This is a genomic window from Bacteroides difficilis (assembly GCF_048319815.1).
In the GTDB taxonomy this organism is placed as follows: domain Bacteria; phylum Bacteroidota; class Bacteroidia; order Bacteroidales; family Bacteroidaceae; genus Bacteroides; species Bacteroides zhangwenhongii.
In genome coordinates this window covers 4,088,847-4,109,929 of record NZ_CP182814.1, presented here as the reverse complement: position 1 = coordinate 4,109,929, position 21,083 = coordinate 4,088,847, and the positions used below count along the sequence as shown (strand labels likewise).

Annotated in this window: 11 protein-coding genes; 9 read left to right on the top strand and 2 right to left on the bottom strand. The window is 41.1% G+C overall.

Annotation, left to right across the window (positions count from 1 at the left end):
- Window positions 1-15 precede the first annotated feature (15 nt).
- Window positions 16-1,581, bottom strand: a complete 1,566-nt coding sequence (locus ACNOGP_RS16100; RefSeq protein WP_418213203.1) for a SusD/RagB family nutrient-binding outer membrane lipoprotein — start codon at window positions 1,579-1,581, stop codon at window positions 16-18.
- Window positions 1,582-1,598: 17 nt separating this feature from the next.
- The gene (locus ACNOGP_RS16095) at window positions 1,599-4,925 is read right to left on the bottom strand and encodes a TonB-dependent receptor (RefSeq protein ID WP_418213202.1); all 3,327 of its coding nucleotides are present in this window, start codon (window positions 4,923-4,925) and stop codon (window positions 1,599-1,601) included.
- A gap of 350 nt (window positions 4,926-5,275) precedes the next feature.
- On the opposite strand from ACNOGP_RS16095, the gene ACNOGP_RS16090 reads away from it, so the two are divergent.
- The 9 genes from ACNOGP_RS16090 to ACNOGP_RS16050 all read left to right on the top strand — a co-directional run bounded on the left by ACNOGP_RS16090 (window position 5,276) and on the right by ACNOGP_RS16050 (window position 21,074).
- A complete protein-coding gene (locus ACNOGP_RS16090; protein WP_007760096.1) occupies window positions 5,276-6,601 on the top strand; it encodes an MFS transporter in 1,326 nt (441 codons plus the stop codon).
- A 21-nt stretch (window positions 6,602-6,622) separates the two neighbouring features.
- Window positions 6,623-7,591: a 1,4-beta-mannosyl-N-acetylglucosamine phosphorylase gene (locus ACNOGP_RS16085; RefSeq protein WP_143865933.1), complete on the top strand. Its 969-nt coding sequence runs from the start codon at window positions 6,623-6,625 to the stop codon at window positions 7,589-7,591.
- Between the two features lie 7 nt (window positions 7,592-7,598).
- Entirely contained in the window at window positions 7,599-9,863 is a 2,265-nt protein-coding gene (locus tag ACNOGP_RS16080) for a GH92 family glycosyl hydrolase (RefSeq protein WP_418213201.1), read from the top strand.
- 196 nt (window positions 9,864-10,059) lie between these two features.
- The gene (locus tag ACNOGP_RS16075) at window positions 10,060-10,950 is read left to right on the top strand and encodes a sugar phosphate isomerase/epimerase family protein (RefSeq protein WP_418213200.1); all 891 of its coding nucleotides are present in this window, start codon (window positions 10,060-10,062) and stop codon (window positions 10,948-10,950) included.
- Between the two features lie 161 nt (window positions 10,951-11,111).
- The gene (locus tag ACNOGP_RS16070; RefSeq protein WP_418213199.1) at window positions 11,112-12,608 is read left to right on the top strand and encodes a DUF4992 family lipoprotein; all 1,497 of its coding nucleotides are present in this window, start codon (window positions 11,112-11,114) and stop codon (window positions 12,606-12,608) included.
- A 22-nt stretch (window positions 12,609-12,630) separates the two neighbouring features.
- Window positions 12,631-16,011, top strand: a complete 3,381-nt coding sequence (locus ACNOGP_RS16065) for a SusC/RagA family TonB-linked outer membrane protein (protein ID WP_418213198.1) — start codon at window positions 12,631-12,633, stop codon at window positions 16,009-16,011.
- A 12-nt stretch (window positions 16,012-16,023) separates the two neighbouring features.
- Window positions 16,024-18,234 (top strand): RagB/SusD family nutrient uptake outer membrane protein, encoded by a 2,211-nt coding sequence (locus tag ACNOGP_RS16060; RefSeq protein ID WP_418213197.1) that lies wholly within the window; start codon window positions 16,024-16,026, stop codon window positions 18,232-18,234.
- A gap of 369 nt (window positions 18,235-18,603) precedes the next feature.
- Entirely contained in the window at window positions 18,604-20,343 is a 1,740-nt protein-coding gene (locus tag ACNOGP_RS16055) for a polysaccharide lyase (RefSeq protein WP_186967580.1), read from the top strand.
- A 62-nt stretch (window positions 20,344-20,405) separates the two neighbouring features.
- Window positions 20,406-21,074: a DUF3826 domain-containing protein gene (locus ACNOGP_RS16050; protein WP_186967581.1), complete on the top strand. Its 669-nt coding sequence runs from the start codon at window positions 20,406-20,408 to the stop codon at window positions 21,072-21,074.
- Window positions 21,075-21,083: the final 9 nt, after the last annotated feature.

The window sequence follows — 21,083 nt, the reverse complement described above, 5'->3', positions numbered from 1 at the left end:
ATACTTCATGTAAGATTATTTATCTTTTCTTTGCCACCAAACTTTGGTTTCGTAATTGTCTGCACCCAATTTCTGTACAGCTTCATTCACATTGACTGTATTGCGAATGTATTCCGATGGAGGGAATGGTATGCGATTGGCTACGGGAAGATTTGAACCATTTCCATTCATCAAAGGGAAGAAATGAGGATATCCGGTACGCCGGTATTCGCTCCACGCTTCTTGCCCCAATGGCCACAAGGCAATCCATTTTTGAGTAATAAGTCTTTCCAGGCTTCTTTCGTCATCCCCATCCTCCCACTTAATGGTAATTGTACTTACGGCAGCCACATTTCCTTGATTGAAAGGGTCCGCATAATTGGATTGAGCGGATGTATCGTCATTCAAGTACGCTTCGGCACCTTCTGCTCCCCATTGTTCGAAAGAAAGTTTGATGGCAGCATTGTACAGGTCTTTGGCGCTCTCTTTTCCGATATTCCAATGAAGCATGGCGGCTTCGGCCATATTGAAAGTGGTTTCGGCAGCACTCATCCATAATGTGCGGTCCATCGTACCCACTTTGATTGTTGAAAATTTAGGTCCTGTACTTTCATTTCCATAAGATAATCCGGCACGCATCCCCAGATAATTATCATATCCTGCACCAATGGTATGTTTCTGAAAATACTTTTCCATACGGGGATCCTTGTATCCTTTCATATAAGATACGATATCAGCAGCCACACGATGGTCGGGCCATTGGCACAGTACTGTGTACAATTGGTTTTTGCTTCCCAATGAAGTTGCATTATCTTCGTTGGAACGGATAACCCCGATAGGATGAGTAATAGCTTCCACTGCCATTGCTTCAGCTAAATCCGGAGCAGCGAAACGTACCCTGATTGCCATACGCAATTTCAATGAATTGGCGAATTTTACCCATTTCCTGAAGTCACCGTCATATACTTTGTCATATTTCGCCATACTTTTATTGGTGGGATACTCATTTACATAGTTCGTCATTACATCAATGGCGTTGGTCAAGTCTGTAAACATAGCCCGGTATGCTTCCTCCATTGTGTCATAAGGAGTAGAGAGCTTATCACTTGAGATTTGAGAATAGGGGAGAGCTCCATACATATCGACCATGCGTTGCATTGTCGCTACTCTTAGAATCTGAGCCCACGCAAAGTTGACACCTGTCCCCTGAGTCAGATTCTTGATTTTGTTCCATGCTCCGTACACCATGACCATTACATTGTCATCCCCAAATTGATAGTTCAGCCAAGCTTCCGGTGCATTGTAGGTCGCAAAATTGGAATTCTTGAATTTATCGGTTGCCATAACCTGATAACGTCCGTAGCAGTCGCCTATCAAAGATTCATTGGTGTTATAGATATTCTCGGTAGCTATAGGATACGCATAATCGCAAAGCGTCAGGAAAAAAGCATTGGCTGCAAAACCATCCCTGCCGATCTCTTCTTCCGAAACCTTTCCGGTGGGATCATTCAAGCTGTCTTCCATACATCCCTGAAATATAGAAACACCGAAAAGCATACAGCTTGCAATGGAAATCCGTGTTAAGTATTTATATATTTTCATTTCTTTATTTTTAATCATTAGAACTGTATTTTTACATTAAATCCCCAACTCTTCAGACTGGGTTGCATAAAGTAGTCGATACCCTGATAATAAGTACCGGTAGAAGCGGTTGATTCCGGGTCGAACGGAGCTTTATTGTAAATCATCCACAGATTGTGCCCGGTCAATGTCAGACTAAGATTGCATTTGTTGTTAAACCATTTAGCCGGGAATGCATATCCGACAGACACTTCCTGCAAACGTACATTGGTGGCGCTGTATATATAATTGGACATCAGACCGCTTACTCCCGCTGTCTCCGTATAGAAAGTCTGAGTATCTACCAAACCGTTATTGATTGCGATACCTTCACTTTCACGTGCCAGTTCCGTGGTCTTGGATACTCCGAACTGATCCATCACGGCTTGAGTCGGTGACATGACGATACCGCCAAAACGAGCGGAAAGCATGAATCCTAAATTGATACCTTTATATGAGAAGTCATTACGGAATCCCATATTACCTTTCGGCAAAACGGAGCCTACATGAATAAATTCGTCAGAATTCTTTATGTCTTCCTTTTTCACGTTCTGAGTGGCTTTGTCTATGTAGATGTTGCCTTCCTGGTCACGTTTCAAACGGTTGGTTACATACATATCTCCCATATCTCCACCTTTGCGTAGGATTATCTTAGCAGATCCAATGCCGCCTTTATCGATTTCTTTCAAAGTGTAATGGTTGCCTTCGTCATCTACTGCATCATCCAGCAGTTCAACAATCTTATTCTTATTGAAGCTGTATGTCAAGCTAGAGCTCCAGCCAAAATCACCCCATTTCTTATTGTATCCCAAAGTGAACTCCATACCTTGATTTTCGATATTACCGGACTGCGCATACATAGCAGCATAGACAGCCGTTCCCGATAATGGAACTAAGAAAGTCTGCTTGCGGGTATTCGCTTTGTACCAAGTGACATCTAAGGTCAATGAGTTGCGGAAGAATTTTGCATTCAGACCGGCTTCCCAAGAGTTGGTGCGTTCCGGATATAATTTAGGTAACGGACGATAAGTCTGTAATTTCCATTGGCTTGTAGATGGTTCCCATTTGTATGTCTTTTTAGAAGACAGATTGCGGGGAATGGCAGTACCTACGGATGCGAATGAACCGCGCACTTTCAAGTAAGAAATGAATGTAGGTAGTTTCACCATCTCGGAAATAACACCGGAAAGTCCGACCGACGGATAGAAGAATGATGACTGCTCGGTATTTATTAACGCGGAGTCCCAGTCATTACGTCCTGTCAGTGTTAAATATAACATACTCTTCCAGCCAAGTTCCGCACTTGCAAAAACAGAGTTGGTCCGTTGTTTGTAACCGTCTTCCACCGGATAGGTGTCTTTATCCAACACTGTATTCATGTTATATAGACTGAATACATTGGACATATCCTTCAAACCTCCCTGAAATCCCTTTTCATCATAATAGGTCTGCGTGAAACTACCGCCAATATTAGCACTCAAAGAAAAGTCTTTGAAACGTTTGTCTATATTGACCATGATATCCGCATAAACCTGCCGGTCGTCCGCTTTGTAATATTTATAAAAACCATAGTCGGAACCATCGGTAAAGTAAGTGTCTGTAGTAGCACTTCTCTTGTCTGTAAAATCATTGGTGGCATTGTCTATACGCACACGACCTGCGACATTCAACCAATCAAGAATCTCATACTTCAGATTGACATTGGCCATATAACGCTGCTTCTTTATACCGTGATTCATTTCATTGATTACCCAATACGGATTGTTCTTCATACTGTAACCGGGATCTCCCCAACTCCAGTTTTGAACGTCTATCTTCCGGGTCTCATCATAGGTCTTATACATTCTGACTGATTCGAAATTCTCTCCACGCGGAAATAAATATACTGCCGGAAGCGGGTTGAAATATTCGCCTTGTGCCATTAGGTTTCTATCCTCCTGAACAATATAGCTGAAACCTACATCCAGAGTCATCTTATCTTTCAAAAAACTTGTCGTATTTCTTACTGTGAAGTTGTAACGGTCATATTTACTGTTTTGAATGATACCTGTTGCGTTTGTTGTCCCGACGGACAGGTATGTTTGGTTCTTGTCACTACCTACTGATAATGAAATGTTGTTCTGAATGTTTGTGCCTGTGTTAAAAAAGTCTTTCGGGTCGTAACTGCCGAACATGGAAGGTGCTTTGTCTCCCCAAGATGCGAAAGATCCGGCACGGTTGATATACGAAGTCTGGAATTCCGGCATGATAAAAGGAGACGAGAAAGTCGAATTGTTTGAAATTGTGACTTTGGCCGTGCCTTCTTTTCCTTTCTTGGTGGTGATCAGAATCACACCGGATGCAGCATTGGAACCATATAATGCGGCTGCTGCAGGACCACTCAGGACGGACATACTTTCTATGTCTTCCGGGTTGATGTCGGATATTCCCTCTCCTCTCGGCTGAACTGAATATTGTCCGCTTATATCACCTTTGTTGATGTTGAAAATGGGTACACCGTCGATTACGTACAATGCGTTGTTGTCTGAAGATATGGATTTGGTACCGCGCATCACTACACGAGTTGCGCCGCCCACACCGGAAGAAGAAGCATTGATGTTCACACCGGCTACTTTGCCTGCCAGTGAGTTCATGAAGTTAGCGTCTTTCACCGTAGTAAGTTCGTCACCTTTTACTTCTTGCACATTGTAACTCAATGCTTTTGTGGCACGCTTGATACCCAAAGCTGTGACAACAACCTCATCGAGTGCCTGTGCGTCTTCTCCCATTGTGATTTTCAGGGGTTGTGCATTGGCCAGTGTGATTGTCTGGGTGGCATAGCCTACGTAAGAAATTTCCAGCACATCACCTTTGGATGCCTGTATCTTGAAGTTTCCGTCTATATCGGTAATGGTACCGTTGGAAGTTCCTTTTATCAGAACACTTACACCAATTAGAGGTTCACCTTGTGTATCTGTTATGGTACCGCTTGCCGTAACAGGGACTTTTTTCTGCTGTTCTTCCTTCTTATTATTTGCAGAAAGTACGATATGATTATTGACTATTGAAAAACTGACATTGGTCCCCTTGAATAATATGCTCATGACATTAGAGAGGGACTCTTTTTTTACTTTGATAGATACGATGCGGTTAATATTGATATCACTTGAGTTATAAACTATCGACATTGAAGTCTGTTTTTCAACTTCTTTCAATGCAGTATTCAGAGGTACTTTCGACAGATTAAGAGTGATTGTCCGTTCTTGCCCATAAGCGGAAGCAAAAGACGAAACCAACAAAAGGAAGAATAACAAGTATGAAAACTTGTGTTTTATAATTTCTTTCATCTTATTCTTTTTAGTTAGAAATAATTTTTGGGTTTTGTTATTAGAAGTCAGTAAATTGAATTACTACTTTCGTACAAAGGTCTTATGTATCAATGTTTCTCATAATTTATAAATTTAAAGGTTACACTTAAAAACAAATTCAATAAGCGCTTATTCAGTAGTAGTACATTTTAAGTTATAACCTTACTAAACGAAGGTATAACTTTTTTTTAGTAAAACGGATATTTATGACGGAAATGATAATAAATGAAAAAAAAGAGGGGGGAAACGTTAGTAGTTTCCTCCCTTTAGTTGTATTATATATAGATGGGTCAGAAAAAATGAGTTTATTCATCTATATACTATGATTTATGCAACAGAATAAAACTGCTTCTCAACGAAAGACTATTAACCCGGCTTGCTGGGTTCCTACCGCTTACTTTGCAATGGGACTTCCCTTTATTGCCATTAATCTGGTTTCCGTATTTATGTTTAAGGATCTGGGAGTGTCGGATACACAAATCGCATTCTGGACTTCCCTTATTATGATGCCTTGGACACTGAAATTCTTGTGGAGCCCTTTTCTTGAGATGTTCCGGACAAAGAAATTCTTCGTACTGGTGACCGAATTGTTGAGCGGAGTGTTGTTTGGAGTGGTGGCTTTTTCTTTATTCTTCGACTATTTCTTCGCTATCAGTATTTCAACGATGGCGGTGATTGCTTTTAGCGGCGCGACACATGATATTGCCTGCGACGGTGTATATATGGCGGAACTGAACAAAGAGGATCAGGCGAAATATATCGGTGTGCAAGGTGCTTTCTATAATGTAGCCAAACTGGTGGCTAACGGTGGACTGGTCGCTATGGCGGGTGCATTGGCGGAACATTTCGGAGCGATAGAGGGAGCTTCAATCGATGCCAATAAAGGTGCGTATTCGTCTGCATGGATGATTATTTTCGCAGTAATCGCAGTGATAATGGTATTGATAGGTATCTATCATATAAAGGTGCTGCCTTCTACACAGATTCCCTCAACAACGAAAAAAACGACTTCGGAAGTGGGACGGGAATTGGTAGGTGTGATTGCTAACTTCTTTACTAAAAAGCATATTCTTTATTATATCTGTTTCATCATCCTCTACCGTTTGGCGGAAGGATTCATAATGAAGATTGCTCCGCTGTTTCTACGTGCGTCGAGAGAAGCGGGCGGGTTGGGACTGTCTTTGAAGGAGATTGGTACATTGAACGGAATTTTTGGTTCTGCCGCTTTCGTGTTAGGTTCACTGTTGGCAGGTATTTACGTATCTAAGTTCGGATTGAAGAAGACTTTGTTCACTCTCTGCTGCATCTTCAATCTTCCGTTTGTGGCTTATACTTTCCTTGCGGTGGTGCAGCCTACCGATGTGTATCTGATAGGAACGTGCATTACGATGGAGTATTTTGGCTATGGCTTCGGGTTTGTCGGATTGACATTGTTTATGATGCAACAGATTGCTCCGGGAAAACACCAGATGTCGCATTATGCTTTTGCATCAGGAATCATGAATCTGGGAGTCATGCTCCCGGGAATGGTCAGCGGTTATCTGAGTGACTTGCTGGGTTACCGGAACTTCTTTATTTATGTTCTGATAGCGACTATACCGGCTTTTTTGATTACTTATTTCATCCCGTTTACGTATGACGATTCAAAAAAATAATCATATAAATAATCGAATATCATGAATAAAATTCAAATTCCTTGGGAAGATCGTCCTGCAGGATGTGCGGACGTAATGTGGCGTTACTCACAAAATCCGGTTATCGGACGCTATCATATCCCTTCATCCAATAGTATTTTCAATAGTGCCGTCGTTCCATTCGGAGATGGTTTCGCAGGTGTGTTCCGTTGTGACAACAAGGCCGTGCAGATGAACATATTTACCGGATTCAGTAAGGATGGCATCAATTGGGAGATCAGCCACGAACCGATTCAGTTTAAAGCCGGCAACACGGAGATGATCGAATCGGAATATAAATATGACCCCCGTGTGACGTGGATTGAAGACCGTTATTGGGTGACTTGGTGCAACGGTTATCATGGTCCTACCATTGGCATTGCTTATACTTTCGACTTTAAGGAGTTCTTCCAATGTGAGAATGCTTTCCTGCCTTTCAACCGTAACGGTGTGCTTTTCCCGCAGAAGATAGACGGTAAATATGCCATGTTGAGTCGTCCCAGTGATAACGGGCATACTCCGTTCGGTGATATATATATCAGTTATAGCCCGGATATGAAGTACTGGGGAGAACATCGTTGCGTGATGAAAGTGACTCCTTTCCCGGAAAGCGCCTGGCAGTGTACGAAGATCGGAGCCGGTTCCGTACCTTTCCTTACGGATGAAGGCTGGTTGCTGTTCTATCACGGTGTGATTACTACCTGCAACGGTTTCCGCTATGCAATGGGGGCTGCCATACTCGATAAGGATCATCCGGAAAAAGTGCTGTATCGTACCCGCGAATATTTGTTAGGTCCGGCTGCTCCATACGAACTGCAGGGAGATGTGCCGAATGTAGTATTCCCTTGTGCCGCATTGCAGGATGGCGAACGTGTAGCTGTTTATTATGGCGCCGCCGACACTGTTGTGGGCATGGCCTTCGGATATATTAAAGAGATTATCGACTTTACTAAACGGACAAGTATCATTTAATAAAGCCATGAAACGTATTCTATTAACTTACACACTTGCTTTCGCTCTTCTTCCCGTATATGCGGGAGAAGGGGGAAGCCCCCCCGCTGATAAGAGTCTTCCGGTTGATTATGTAGATCCTTTTATCGGAACGACCAATTTCGGCACGACCAATCCCGGAGCGGTGTGTCCGAACGGAATGATGTCCGTAGTTCCTTTTAATGTGATGGGTTCTTCGGAAAACACGTATGATAAAGATGCACGATGGTGGTCTACTCCATACGAATATACCAATTGTTTCTTTACAGGATATGCTCATGTCAATCTGAGCGGAGTTGGTTGTCCGGAATTGGGGTCTTTACTTTTAATGCCCACTACCGGAGAGCTGAATGTGGATTATAAAGAATACGGAAGTAAATATAAGGATGAGCAGGCTTCACCGGGTTATTATTCCAATTATCTGACGAAATATAACGTTAAGACAGAGGTTTCCGCTACTCCCCGTACAAGTATCGCCCGTTTTACTTTTCCAAAAGGCAAAAGCCATATATTGCTGAATTTAGGAGAGGGACTGACGAACGAAAGTGGCGCTATGCTCCGCCGTGTCAGTGATTGCGAGGTGGAAGGCATGAAACTGCTTGGTACGTTCTGTTATAATCCTCAAGCTGTTTTCCCTATTTACTTTGTGATGCGGGTTAAAAAGGTTCCTTCCGCAACCGGCTACTGGAAGAAGCAACGTCCGATGACGGGTGTGGAAGCCGAATGGGATGCGGATCAGGGGAAGTATAAACTCTATACCCGCTATGGAAAAGAAATAGCTGGTGATGATATCGGGACTTATTTTTCTTTTGAAACGGAAGAGGGAGAACAGGTGGAAGTGCAGATGGGAGTTTCCTTTGTGAGCATTGAAAATGCCCGGTTGAACTTGGGCCGTGAACAGGAAGGAAAGAATTTTGAGCAGATTCTTGCCGAAGCGCGTACTAAATGGAATGACGACTTGTCACGTATCACTGTAGAGGGCGGAACGGATGCGCAGAAGACTGTATTTTATACGGCACTCTATCATCTGCTGATTCATCCTAATATCTTGCAGGATGTCAACGGAGAATATCCGGCAATGGAAAGCGATAAGATTATGACGACAAAGGGAGACCGCTATACGGTATTTTCTCTTTGGGATACGTATCGCAATGTTCACCAATTGTTGACATTGGTTTATCCGGAACGCCAGATGGAGATGGTACGCACCATGTTGGATATGTATCGTGAACATGGGTGGTTGCCGAAATGGGAATTGTATGGGAGAGAGACATTGACAATGGAAGGCGACCCAAGTATTCCGGTGATTGTAGATACATGGATGAAGGGTTTGCGCGACTTTGATGTGGATTTGGCTTATGAAGCGATGTACAAATCGGCCACACTGCCGGGAGCGGACAATCTGATGCGTCCCGACAATGACGATTATCTGTCGAAAGGATATGTGCCCCTCCGCGAACAGTATGACAATTCCGTATCTCACGCTTTGGAGTATTATATTGCAGATTTTGCACTTTCCCGTTTTGCAGAGGCTTTGGGTAAGAAAAAGGATGCGGAACTGTTCTATAAGCGGTCTTTAGGGTATAAACATTATTATAGCAAGGAGTTCGGAACGTTCCGTCCGATATTGCCTGACGGTACTTTTTATAGTCCGTTTAATCCGAGACAGGGAGAGAACTTCGAGCCGAATCCCGGTTTTCATGAAGGCAACTCCTGGAATTATACATTCTATGTGCCGCATGATGTATATGGACTGGCAAAGTTGATGGGGGGCAAGAAACCTTTTATTGACAAGTTGCAGATGGTGTTTGATGAAGGGCTTTATGATCCTGCCAACGAACCGGATATTGCATATCCTTATTTGTTCTCTTATTTTAAAGGAGAGGAATGGCGCACGCAGAAAGAAACGCAACGGTTGTTGGATAAGTATTTTACAACGAAGCCGGATGGTATCCCCGGAAATGATGATACGGGAACGATGTCTTCATGGGCTATTTTCAATATGATAGGTTTCTATCCGGATTGTCCGGGATTGCCGGAATATACATTGACGACTCCGGTATTCGACAAGGTGACTATTCGCCTGGATCCGAAATGGTATAAAGAAAAGGAATTAGTGATTGAAAGTAATCGTGCCCAACCGGGAACTCTTTATATCAATAAAGTGTTACTGAATGGAAAGAAGTTCAATAAATATCGTATCACACATGATGAACTTGTTCATGGTCAACACATATATTTTGATTTGAAATGACACACAGTGTTTCATAGGTATCGTTTTTGGGTTGACAGGGCTGTCGGACATTTCAGGGTCCGGCAGCCCATTTTTCTTCTCATTCTTTTCTCTTCTTCTCTTTTTCCTTCTTTTATTTTCTTCTTTGTGTTATAAGCGATTACAAAATTCTCTTTCATTCGTCTAGTACATAAATCGTGTATAAAATAGAATGATAATGAAAAGGAATTTGTTGAAGTGTATCCTTTGGGCATTACTGCTTGCCGGATGTTTCCCTCTATTGGCCGTTGCCGGAGCGCAACAAAAAGGACAGCGTTATAAGATTGCCGTATGCGACTGGATGATTCTGAAACGTCAGAAGATCGGCTCTTTTCAATTGGTGCATGAATTGAAAGGGGATGGTGTGGAACTGGATATGGGCGGCCTTGGCAAAAGAGAAAGATTTGATAATAAACTCCGTGAACCTCATTTCCAACAACTGTTTCGGGAAACTGCACAGAAGTACCAAGTAGAAGTTTCATCTATTGCCATGTCCGGATTTTACGGGCAGTCTTTTTTAGAACGGACTAATTACAAAGAATTGATCCGGGAATGTTTGGACGCCATGCAAGTGATGGGGGCTAAGGTAGCATTTCTTCCATTAGGAGGTATTAAGGCCGGATGGGAGAATGAACCGGAACTTAGAATGGCAGTAGTAAAACGTTTGAAAGAGGTAGGAGATATGGCAGCTTCCGAAGGTTTGGTCATCGGTATAGAAACTCAGCTTGATGCAAAAGGGGAGGTGAAACTGCTGAAAGAGATAAATTCTCCCGGTATCAAGATCTATTTCAAATTTCAGAATGCATTGGAAAATGGACGGGATTTGTGCAAAGAGCTTAAGATTCTGGGGAAAAAGAGAATCTGTCAGATTCATTGCACAGATACAGACGGAGTTACCCTGCCTTTCAACAAGCGGCTGGACATGAATAAGGTAAAAAAGACGCTCGATAAGATGGGATGGAGCGGATGGCTGGTCGTGGAACGCTCGCGAGATAAGGAGGATGTAAGGAATGTGAGGAAGAATTATGGAACGAATATCGAGTACTTAAAGAAGGTGTTTCAAGAGTGATAGGCTTGGGGAGAAGTGTAATCCTTAGTTTGAATGAAAAGATTTTTTCATTTTACTCTTTTTAAGTGATTACAACTTTCTTAGTTATACGTCTTAATTTTGAATATCACTAGAATTAGAAGATATAATATATTATTTTTGTTTAAATTAAAATTTAATCTATGAAGAGTAAGATGAAGATTAAAATTAAATTAGTAGAGAGCCTATGGCTTCTGGCTATGGCTCTTTTCATTGTCTCTTGTGCGAAAGGTGTCGATGACAGTGAGACATTTTCTGGAGGTGTGACAAACGCACAGTTAGAATCACCGGAGGAAATAAACTTCGCAACGACAACGAATGCTGATGGTTCGGAAAATCTGAAGTTAAGTTGGTCGGTTGTTATGGGAGCTGGCGGTTATAAAGTGAATGTTCATAATATGAATGATCCTGTAAATCCGGTTGCAGTCGTGACGGATAGTATTATAGATGGTTCTTCTATGTCATTTGCGAAGTTGGAGGATACGAATTACCATATAAGTGTGCTGACTCTTGGTAATGAAAAGTTAAATAATACAGATGCACAGATGGCTACGGAAAAAGATTACAAAGCTTTTGAGGCAGTAGCAACGATTCATGAAGGTGAAAGCCTTGCAGAATATGTCAATAATGATATGCCGGATTTTGCCCAAAATCTGGAACAATGTATTGTGCTGGAACCTGGTGTTACATACCAACTGGATGCTATTGCCGATTTTGGAATGAATGCTGTGACATTGCGCGGAGATGTGGAAAATCGTCCGACAATTGTTATCGGAACGGATGGAGGATTGGTTACACAAGGGGGCTTGAAAATTAAGAATGTGAATTTCGATTGTACTGCAATGACTAACCAAATTGGAGTAGTTACATTAAGTGACGAACCGGATGCTTCGATATCAGCTGGTGCTCTAGGCTATGTAGATAGTAATGGAAATTCTTTAGGTACAGCAGCATATATCATCAATAACCCAATTATTTTTCAGGGATGTCATTTTACAGAAATAAAGAATAGTCTTATTTATGCTGGAACTAAACCATGGGCTATCAGTGATTTTCGTATAATGAATTGTATTGTTGAACTAAACAGTAAGGGAGAACAGCCCTTTATAAACTTTTATGGTGGTGGTAGAGCTATCAGAGATTTATCGATACAGAATAGTACTTTTTATAATTTGTTGGCTACTAACTCTGGTACTGCATATTTCATACGTTTAAGTAATGCTAGTAATGCACAACCTCAAAAGAATTGGGGTGTTTCAGGAGATTTTGGGAGTGTAACCATTAAGAACAATACATTTTATCAGACTTTTTCAGGTAAAGATTTTGCAAATAACATACCTAGTAGAAATACAATAAAAACGACTGTAGTATACAATGTTTTTTATAATACTTACCGTGTGAATAAAGTCTTTGGTAGTAGTAATGTGAAGACATATAACAATAATTATATGTATGCTGTAGCCAGTGGTGATGGTAAAATACAGGATTTAGATAATACCGATAAAACGACTTATGGAATAGTAGAGAACCCGCAATTTATCGGTCCTGTGGATAACGAACCTACATTAGTTAATTTTGCTCCAGCTAATACTACTCAAATTTATGAAAATAAAGCCGGTGACCCGCGTTGGTATGAATAATGAAAATATAATACTTATAAAGATGAAACATAAGAATATGCTCAAATTATGTCTAAGTATGTTTCTGGCTTTTATGATGGCTTTGCCAACTTTGGCTCAGAATATAACATACAAAGGAGTTGTTGTAGATGAGAGCGGAGAGCCTATCATCGGTGCTTCCGTAAAAGTAGCCGGCACAACAACAGGAACTATTACAGACTTGGATGGAAAGTTTCAAGTAGTTGTACCCTCTGGAAAACAAGTTGAGGTATCCTATATCGGATATATCACGCAAGTCTTGACAGACTTCAAACAAACAAAAATAGTCTTGAAAGAAGATTCAAAACAATTGGATGAGGTTGTGGTAGTAGGTTATGGTACACAAAAGAAAGCGCATTTGACCGCTGCTATCGCTACAGTACCGGTAGATGAAATCCAAGATATTTCCAGTGGTAGTCTTGCCAACACGTTAAGTGGTCTCGTAAATGGTGTCAGCGTCAGTGGAGGTAATTCTCGTCCAGGAGAGAACGCTCGGATTAGTATCCGTCAGAATGATGTTTTAACTTCCATGAAGGCAACCAATGTAGAACCTTTGTACGTAATCGATGGCTATATTTATCCGACAGAGGTAAAGGTCGGAAGTACTACTGAAAATCTGGGAGCAACAGCTTTCAACAATTTGGATCCTTCTGTGATAGAGAGTATTTCAGTATTGAAAGATGCGGCAGCTGCTGTGTATGGAGCCCGTGCTGCAAATGGTGTTATATTGGTTACTACCAAAAAAGGGAAACTGGGAGCACCTAAAGTCTCATATAGTGGAACATTCGGTATTGCCAATGAAGTGTCACGTGCAAAGATGTTGAACGCATATCAGTATGGCCAACTTTGGAATGCAGTGCGTGCAGCCGACCCGACTGATTCTTCTATCAATTTACAGACAGATTTGTTTCAGGCTGATGAATTGTCTGCCATGAAAGGATTGAACTATGATTTGTTGGATAAATATTGGAAAACAGCATTGACTCAACAGCATAGTATAAATATAACCGGTGCAACGGAAAGAGCCAGCTACTTTGCAGGTATTTCTTATTACGATCAAGATGGTAACTTGGGTAATCTGGATTATAATCGTTGGAATTATCGTGCAGGCGTTGATGTTAAGATCAGCAAGTGGTTGAAAGCTAATTTGCAGGTTTCCGGAGATTACGGAAAGAAAAATACTCCTAATCTGAAAGTCGGAGGTTCTAATAGTGAAATGGATTATAATCTTTTATTGACTCATCCCCGTTATATACCAGAAGAGGTGAATGGAAATCCTATTGCCAGCTATGGTATCAGCAATACTCAGATTAGTGATTCGCAAAACTATTCATTTTCCACCCTACAAAACTTAGGTGATTATAATAAGACTATGACATCCAATATGAATATCAATGCCGGAATTGAATATGATTTTGGTTGGAATAAATGGCTTAAAGGGTTGAAACTGAAATTCTCTTACTCAAAAAGTATTAATAGCTCAAAGAATAACCAATATGGTTCTTCATATAAATTGTATTATTTAGCTAAGCGCTCAGGTAGTGGAGAACACTTATATACTCCTATTGCCGGTGCAGAAGATGCGTACGAAGCACTGATGAATGATAATAATTTTCTGTTGGCCAACAATGGAGCTGCTATCTATAACGGTGACACATCTTATTTGTCTCGCGATATGAACCGTACAGACAACTATCAGATGAACTTTATGGCAACTTACAACAGAAGTTTTGGAGATCATAATGTAGGTGCTTTGTTCTCTATTGAGCGCTCTGAAGCAGAAAGTGAATATCTGAATGGTAGTGTAACCGATCCTTATGAGTTTACTACCGGTCAATCTAATTCCGTAGGCGCTAACAGTACAGCCGGTACAGTATTCACACGTGCAGAATCCGGAACATTATCTTATATTGGCCGTATAAATTACGCCTATGCGGACAAATATCTGTTGGAGTTCTTACTTCGTTCGGATGCTTCCACAAAATTTGCGCCTGACAATTATTGGGGATTCTTCCCGTCAGTTTCAGCCGGTTGGGTTATCTCGCAAGAGGATTGGTTTAAAAAGAATGTGAAATGGGTTGATTACTTGAAAGTACGTGCTTCTTTCGGCTTGACAGGACGTGATAATACGGTGGCATGGCAATGGATGCAAAACTATGCGACAGATAAGGATAAAGGTCCTATCTTTGGCACCGGAACTACAGTCAATGCGGGTAGTCACATTACACTCAACAAGAATAATTCGGCAGTTAATCCGAATGCACATTGGGATAAATCTTACAAAGCAAACTTCGGACTTGATTTCAATGTTTTGAATAATCGTCTGACATTTAATCTTGACGGATATTATGAATGGAATCGTGAAATGTTGTTGCCGTATATAGCTTCTATTCCAGGAACCGTTGGTACGCAGTCAGCTTATATGAATTACGGTGAACTGGACACTTATGGAGTTGAATTATCTATGACATGGAGAGATAAGATCGGAAAAGATTTTAAATATAAGATATCGGTAAATACCGGATATTCGGATAATAAAGTGTTAGTGAAAGACTGGGATAATCCTATGACTTTCAAGAGTATACGTGAAGGAGACCGATTAGATATCGGTACATGGGGTATGCAGTGTATAGGTATGTTCCGTAGTTATCAGGACATTGATGAATATTTCACGAAGAATAATATTACTTCCTATATGGGATTGAATAAAGACAATGTCAAGCCTGGTATGTTGATTTATAAAGATGTACGTGGAGCCTTGCAGACCGATGGTACGTATGCCGGACCTGACGGAATCGTAGATAAGGAAAATGACCAGGTAAGATTGTCTAACCGTAACAATCCTTATGGATTAACTACCAATTTAAGTGCAGAGTGGAAAGGAATCTCATTATCTGCCCAGATTAGTGCTAGTTGGGGTGGTTATAGTTTTGTACCGACTTCTGCTTTGAAGATTGGTAATATGGTGGGCTCCGGTTCGGGTTCATATACAGACTTGGAATATACCAGTATGCCTTCTTTCTGGAATACAGAGAATATGTTTGTATACAATGATGTGCTTGATGCATCGGGGAATGTTGTTGTAAAGGCTAACCGGAACGCTAAATATCCTAACTTAAGATGGAGCAGTGTTAATAGCGTTACGTCTACTTTCTGGAGAGTAAGCGGTACACGTGTTAGATTGAACCGTTTGACGATCGCTTATCGTATTCCGTCAAAATATACCAAAATGGTCGGTATTGAAAGCTGTCGTTTTAATATTACAGGTCAGAACTTGTTGAGCTTCTATAATCCTTATCCGGATAATTTCATCGATCCAATGACTTCTTATGGTAGCTATCCTACTTTGCGTAAGTTTACTATCGGTGTTAACGTAACATTCTAAATGAAAATGAAGATGAAAAGAAAAAATATAAAAACTTTAGGTATTGCCTTCATGGCAGCTGTTGCCTTTACGTCTTGCAGTGATCAGTTCTTGCAGGATAAAAAGAACTATGATAGTGCTAGTGCCGATTCATATAACTATTATAGTGGGGCATTAGCACGTGTGGCAGACATATATATGTGGTGCTTGCCCGACGCTACGGCAGAACCTAGTTGGAAATATAATAGTACAGGACTGGCAGATCTTCAATCTAAATCAACTGAAGAATATAGTGGTTTTGGAGCATTCGTGGATCCTGATGCGGAAATGACTTATCAATCCGGTAATAATCCGGTTCCTGATTATTTTCAGGGGCAGACGGGGAATATCCAACAAATGGTATGGGGACGTATTCGCAACTGTAATGATGTGATTGCCGGAATAGAAGGCAGTACGCTCTCGCAGGAAGAAAAAAATGAATTGTTGGGACAAGTCTACTTCTTCCGTGCATGGTGTTATTATAATTTAGTGAAATGGTATGGTGGTGTGCCTATCATTAAAGAAGTTCAGGATATTGTTGCAGAGTCAGTTGTTCCTCGTTCTTCGACAAAGGATTGTATTGAATTTATTTGCGACGATCTGAATACATCTGCAACGTTACTTGCTCCTTTTACCGAGAACGGAGGATGGCCTGCTACGGAATTTGGACGAGTAACATCAGGTACTGCACTGGCTTTGTTGGGACGTGTTCGTCTGCTTTATGCCAGTCCGTTGTTTAATCGTAAAAATGACATTGAACGTTGGAAAAAGGCTTATGAAGATATAGGAAACTCTATCAGCCGATTGAATGCTTGTGGCTATGGCTTGCTCTATGAAAATAATCCGGGCGTAAATGCATCGGGATGGGCTAGTATGTTTTCTCAGGTTCAAGATAATACAGAGGCTGTATTCGTAACACTGTATAACACTAATACTTCAAGTAGCCAAGCGGATTTTAGCAAGAATAATACTTGGGAACACGGTATTCGTCCGTCTACTGCATTAGGTGGTGGAGGAAAAACTCCTTCTGCAATGTTAGTCGATATGTTCCCTATGGCGGATGGTAAAAGACCTAAAAGCTGTACAACGTATACTATGATTGAAGAATCAACACATTCCGGAGAAAAAGACTATCCGTTTATGAATCGTGACCCGCGTTTTTACAGGACATTCGCTTTCCCAGGTGTACGCTGGGCATTCAGCGGAGATCCACGAAGTGAGAAAAGTAGAAATCCATACAATGGAACAGAATATGAACTGTGGAACTATGTTTGGTATACTTCAGCTGCTGATAGAGATAATTCGGAAAGTGGTAATACGTATGGAGCCGATAATTTGTTGTCAAATGCCAAAGGTTTTTATATTCGTAAGCGTTCGGACGATTTGGATGTAAATGGAAGTCCCAGATATGTGTTTGATGCATCTAACGGTTTCAGATATAGTGCTAGTCCTTATATGGAAATTCGATATGCAGAAGTTTTGTTAAACTACGCAGAAGCAGCATGCGGAGCTGGTCATATGGATGTAGCAGTAAAACAGTTGCAAAAAATACGTGCCAGAGTGGGGTATACTTCAACTAATAATTATGGTTTGCAGTCAAATTTAACATCAGATCAACAAGCTTGTATGGCTGCTATCCTATATGAACGACAGATTGAACTGGCTTATGAGGGAAAACGATTTGATGATTTGCGCCGTTGGATGCTTTTTGATGGTGGAACAGAACGGGTAGATGGAGCGCCTGACTCATGGACATTAACAGGATGGAATGGAAATACTTGTAATTATCTAGGATTCACTCCTCTTAATGGTCAACGTCGTGATAATCTTGAATTCCGTGTACAGAATACTTATAATAATGGATTGGGTGGTAAAAGTTGGGCGATAGATGATGACAACGACCCGGATCCATTGAAAGATTATAAGCAAATGCGACCAGATGCAATGGATTTAAAAATAGATCTTTCAGAACAGCAAAATGAATTGAAGACTTTTTATGAGACCTATTTAGTTCGCAAAGAGAAAAAAGGAGATGCTTATAATACTGACCTATCAGTAAAATATATGCATTTCTATCCTAAGTATTATTTGCTCGGATTGTATCAAGGTGCACAGAGTGCCAATCCTGCATTGTTACAAACCATTGGTTGGGGAGATTACATGAATGGTGGTGCTAACGGTACATTCGACCCATTAGCTGAATAAAATATTTTGTTTCTCTTTTTGAAATGGTATAAAATGAAGTCGCCATTTCCTAAGTTTTTCTTATGAAAGATGATAGGGAATGGCGATTTTCTGTTATTTGCAGCTTGGAATGCTTTTTTACCAGTATAAGGTGGCTATTAAGTCGTGCATTAAGTTGCTTATACTGTATTAAAAGTGCCCTTTTGATATAGCCTGCTTTTACGTTAATTCCCGCATAGAAATATAGGCATCGAAAATCGCTTTATTAGGAAGAAAATAGTTTCTGTCCCCCACACCTAATAAAAATCACCATTACTGATTACAAATCTTTTTCTTTTTCGTCTTATTATTGTATTTTTGAATTAACAACTTCACAAAACCCAATAAAAAATGAAGAAGAAACATGTACTTTTAGCAGCTTTTGCTGCGGCAATGTTGACTCCGAGCGTTGTATGGGCACAATACCCACAGATAACAGACGAAGCCAAAGAAAATTATAAAAAGATGATGACTGAAGAACGGAAGCGTTCTGATGAAGCATGGGCAAAAGCGTTGCCAATCGTTCTGAAAGAAGCCAAAGAAGGTCGTCCGTATATACCTTGGGCCGGTCGTCCGTATGATTTGCCCCAAGCCGATATTCCTGCATTTCCTGGTGCAGAAGGTGGTGGAATGTATAGCTTCGGTGGTCGTGGAGGTAAAGTGATTACCGTTACCAATCTGAATGACCGTGGTCCCGGTTCTTTCCGTGAGGCTTGTGAAACAGGAGGTGCACGCATTATCGTATTTAATGTTGCAGGTATCATTCGTTTGGAATCTCCGATCATTGTACGCGCTCCTTATGTAACTATCGCCGGACAGACAGCTCCGGGAGATGGTGTCTGCATTGCCGGAGAATCATTCTGGGTAGATACGCATGATGTGGTTGTACGCCATATGCGTTTCCGTCGCGGTGAGACAAAGGTCTGGCATCGTGATGACTCTTTCGGAGGAAATCCGGTAGGAAATATTATGATTGACCACTGTTCATGTACTTGGGGGTTGGATGAAAATATATCTTTCTATCGTCATATGTATGATCCGAGCGAAGGACAGTATGAAAGCAAAGATTTGAAACTCCCTACTGTAAATGTAACTATTCAGAATACTATTTCCGCAAAAGCATTGGATACTTATAACCATGCATTTGGAAGTACGTTGGGAGGAGAAAACTGTGCATTTGCCCGTAATCTGTGGGCTAGTAACTCAGGCCGTAACCCTTCTATCGGTTGGAACGGTATATTCAATTTCGTTAATAATATAGTGTTCAACTGGGTACACCGTTCTTCCGATGGAGGTGATTATACAGCGATGTTCAATATGATTAATAACTACTACAAGCCGGGACCTGCCACACCTAAAGATTCCAATGTAGGACACCGTATCTTAAAACCGGAAGCCGGACGCAGTAAGCTGGATCATAAAGTATACGGACGGGTATATGCCGACGGAAATATCATGGAAGGTTATCCCGAGATTACAAAAGATAACTGGAACGGTGGTATTCAGATTGAGACTCAGCCGAATACCGACGGATATACAGAGTATATGAGAAGCTACCAACCGTTCGAAATGCCATATATTAATATTATGAGTGCAAAGGACGCATACGATTATGTATTGAAACATGTAGGTGCAAATATCCCTTGCCGTGACATTGTAGACGAACGCGTTATCGAAGAAGTAAGAACCGGTATTCCTTATTACGAAAAGAAACTTCCGAAAGATGCATACGGTGATTTGACAGGATTATCTCCAAAGTCAATGGGTGAAGATGGACAGTTTAAATATCGTCGTCTGCCGAAAGACTCGTACAAACAAGGAATCATCACAGATATTCGCCAGATGGGCGGCTATCCCGAATACAAAGGTACTCCATACGTAGATACGGATGGCGATGGTATGCCGGATGAGTGGGAAAAAGCGAATGGACTGAATCCGAACGATCCGAGTGACGCCAATAAAGACTGTACCGGTGACGGATACACTAATATCGAAAAGTATATCAATGGTATCAGCACTAAGCACAAAGTAGATTGGAGAGACTTGAAAAACAACTATGATACTTTGGAGGAAAAAGGGAAGTTAATGTAAATGATGAAGTTAACGTAAACTAAGGTGCTGAAATGTCATTATTATACTAAAAAATAATATCAATGAAAAAGATACTGATAATTTCTCTGTTACTGCTCTCTACTTGGATGTCCGCCGGAGCAGTTGACCTGAACAAAGAGAACCGTGATCCGAAATATGTGGAGTCTATCATCAACCGTTCTCAGAAGATTGTAGATAAGTTGGGACTCACAGATAAACAGGTTGCTGAGGATGTCCGGAATATCATTGCCAACCGTTATTTCGAATTGAATGATATTTATGAGATACGCGATGCGAAAGTCAAGAAGGTAAAAGAATCCGGATTGACGGGTGAGGCTAAGAATGAAGCATTGAAAGCAGCCGAGAATGAAAAAGATGCGGCTTTATATCGTTCCCATTTCGCATTTCCCGCCAATTTATCTCTTTTCCTTGATGAGAAGCAGATAGAAGCGGTGAAGGACGGAATGACTTACGGGGTTGTGAAGGTGACCTACGATTCTCACCTCGACATGATTCCGACACTTAAAGAAGAAGAAAAAGCGCAAATATACGCTTGGTTGGTGGAAGCTCGTGAATTTGCTTTGGACGCTGAAAATTCAAATAAAAAACACGCTGCTTTTGGAAAATATAAAGGACGTATCAATAATTATCTGGCTAAACGCGGGTATGACTTGAAAAAAGAACGTGAAGAATGGTACAAACGTGTGAAAGCACGTGGAGGATCCTTATAAGATTCTCTT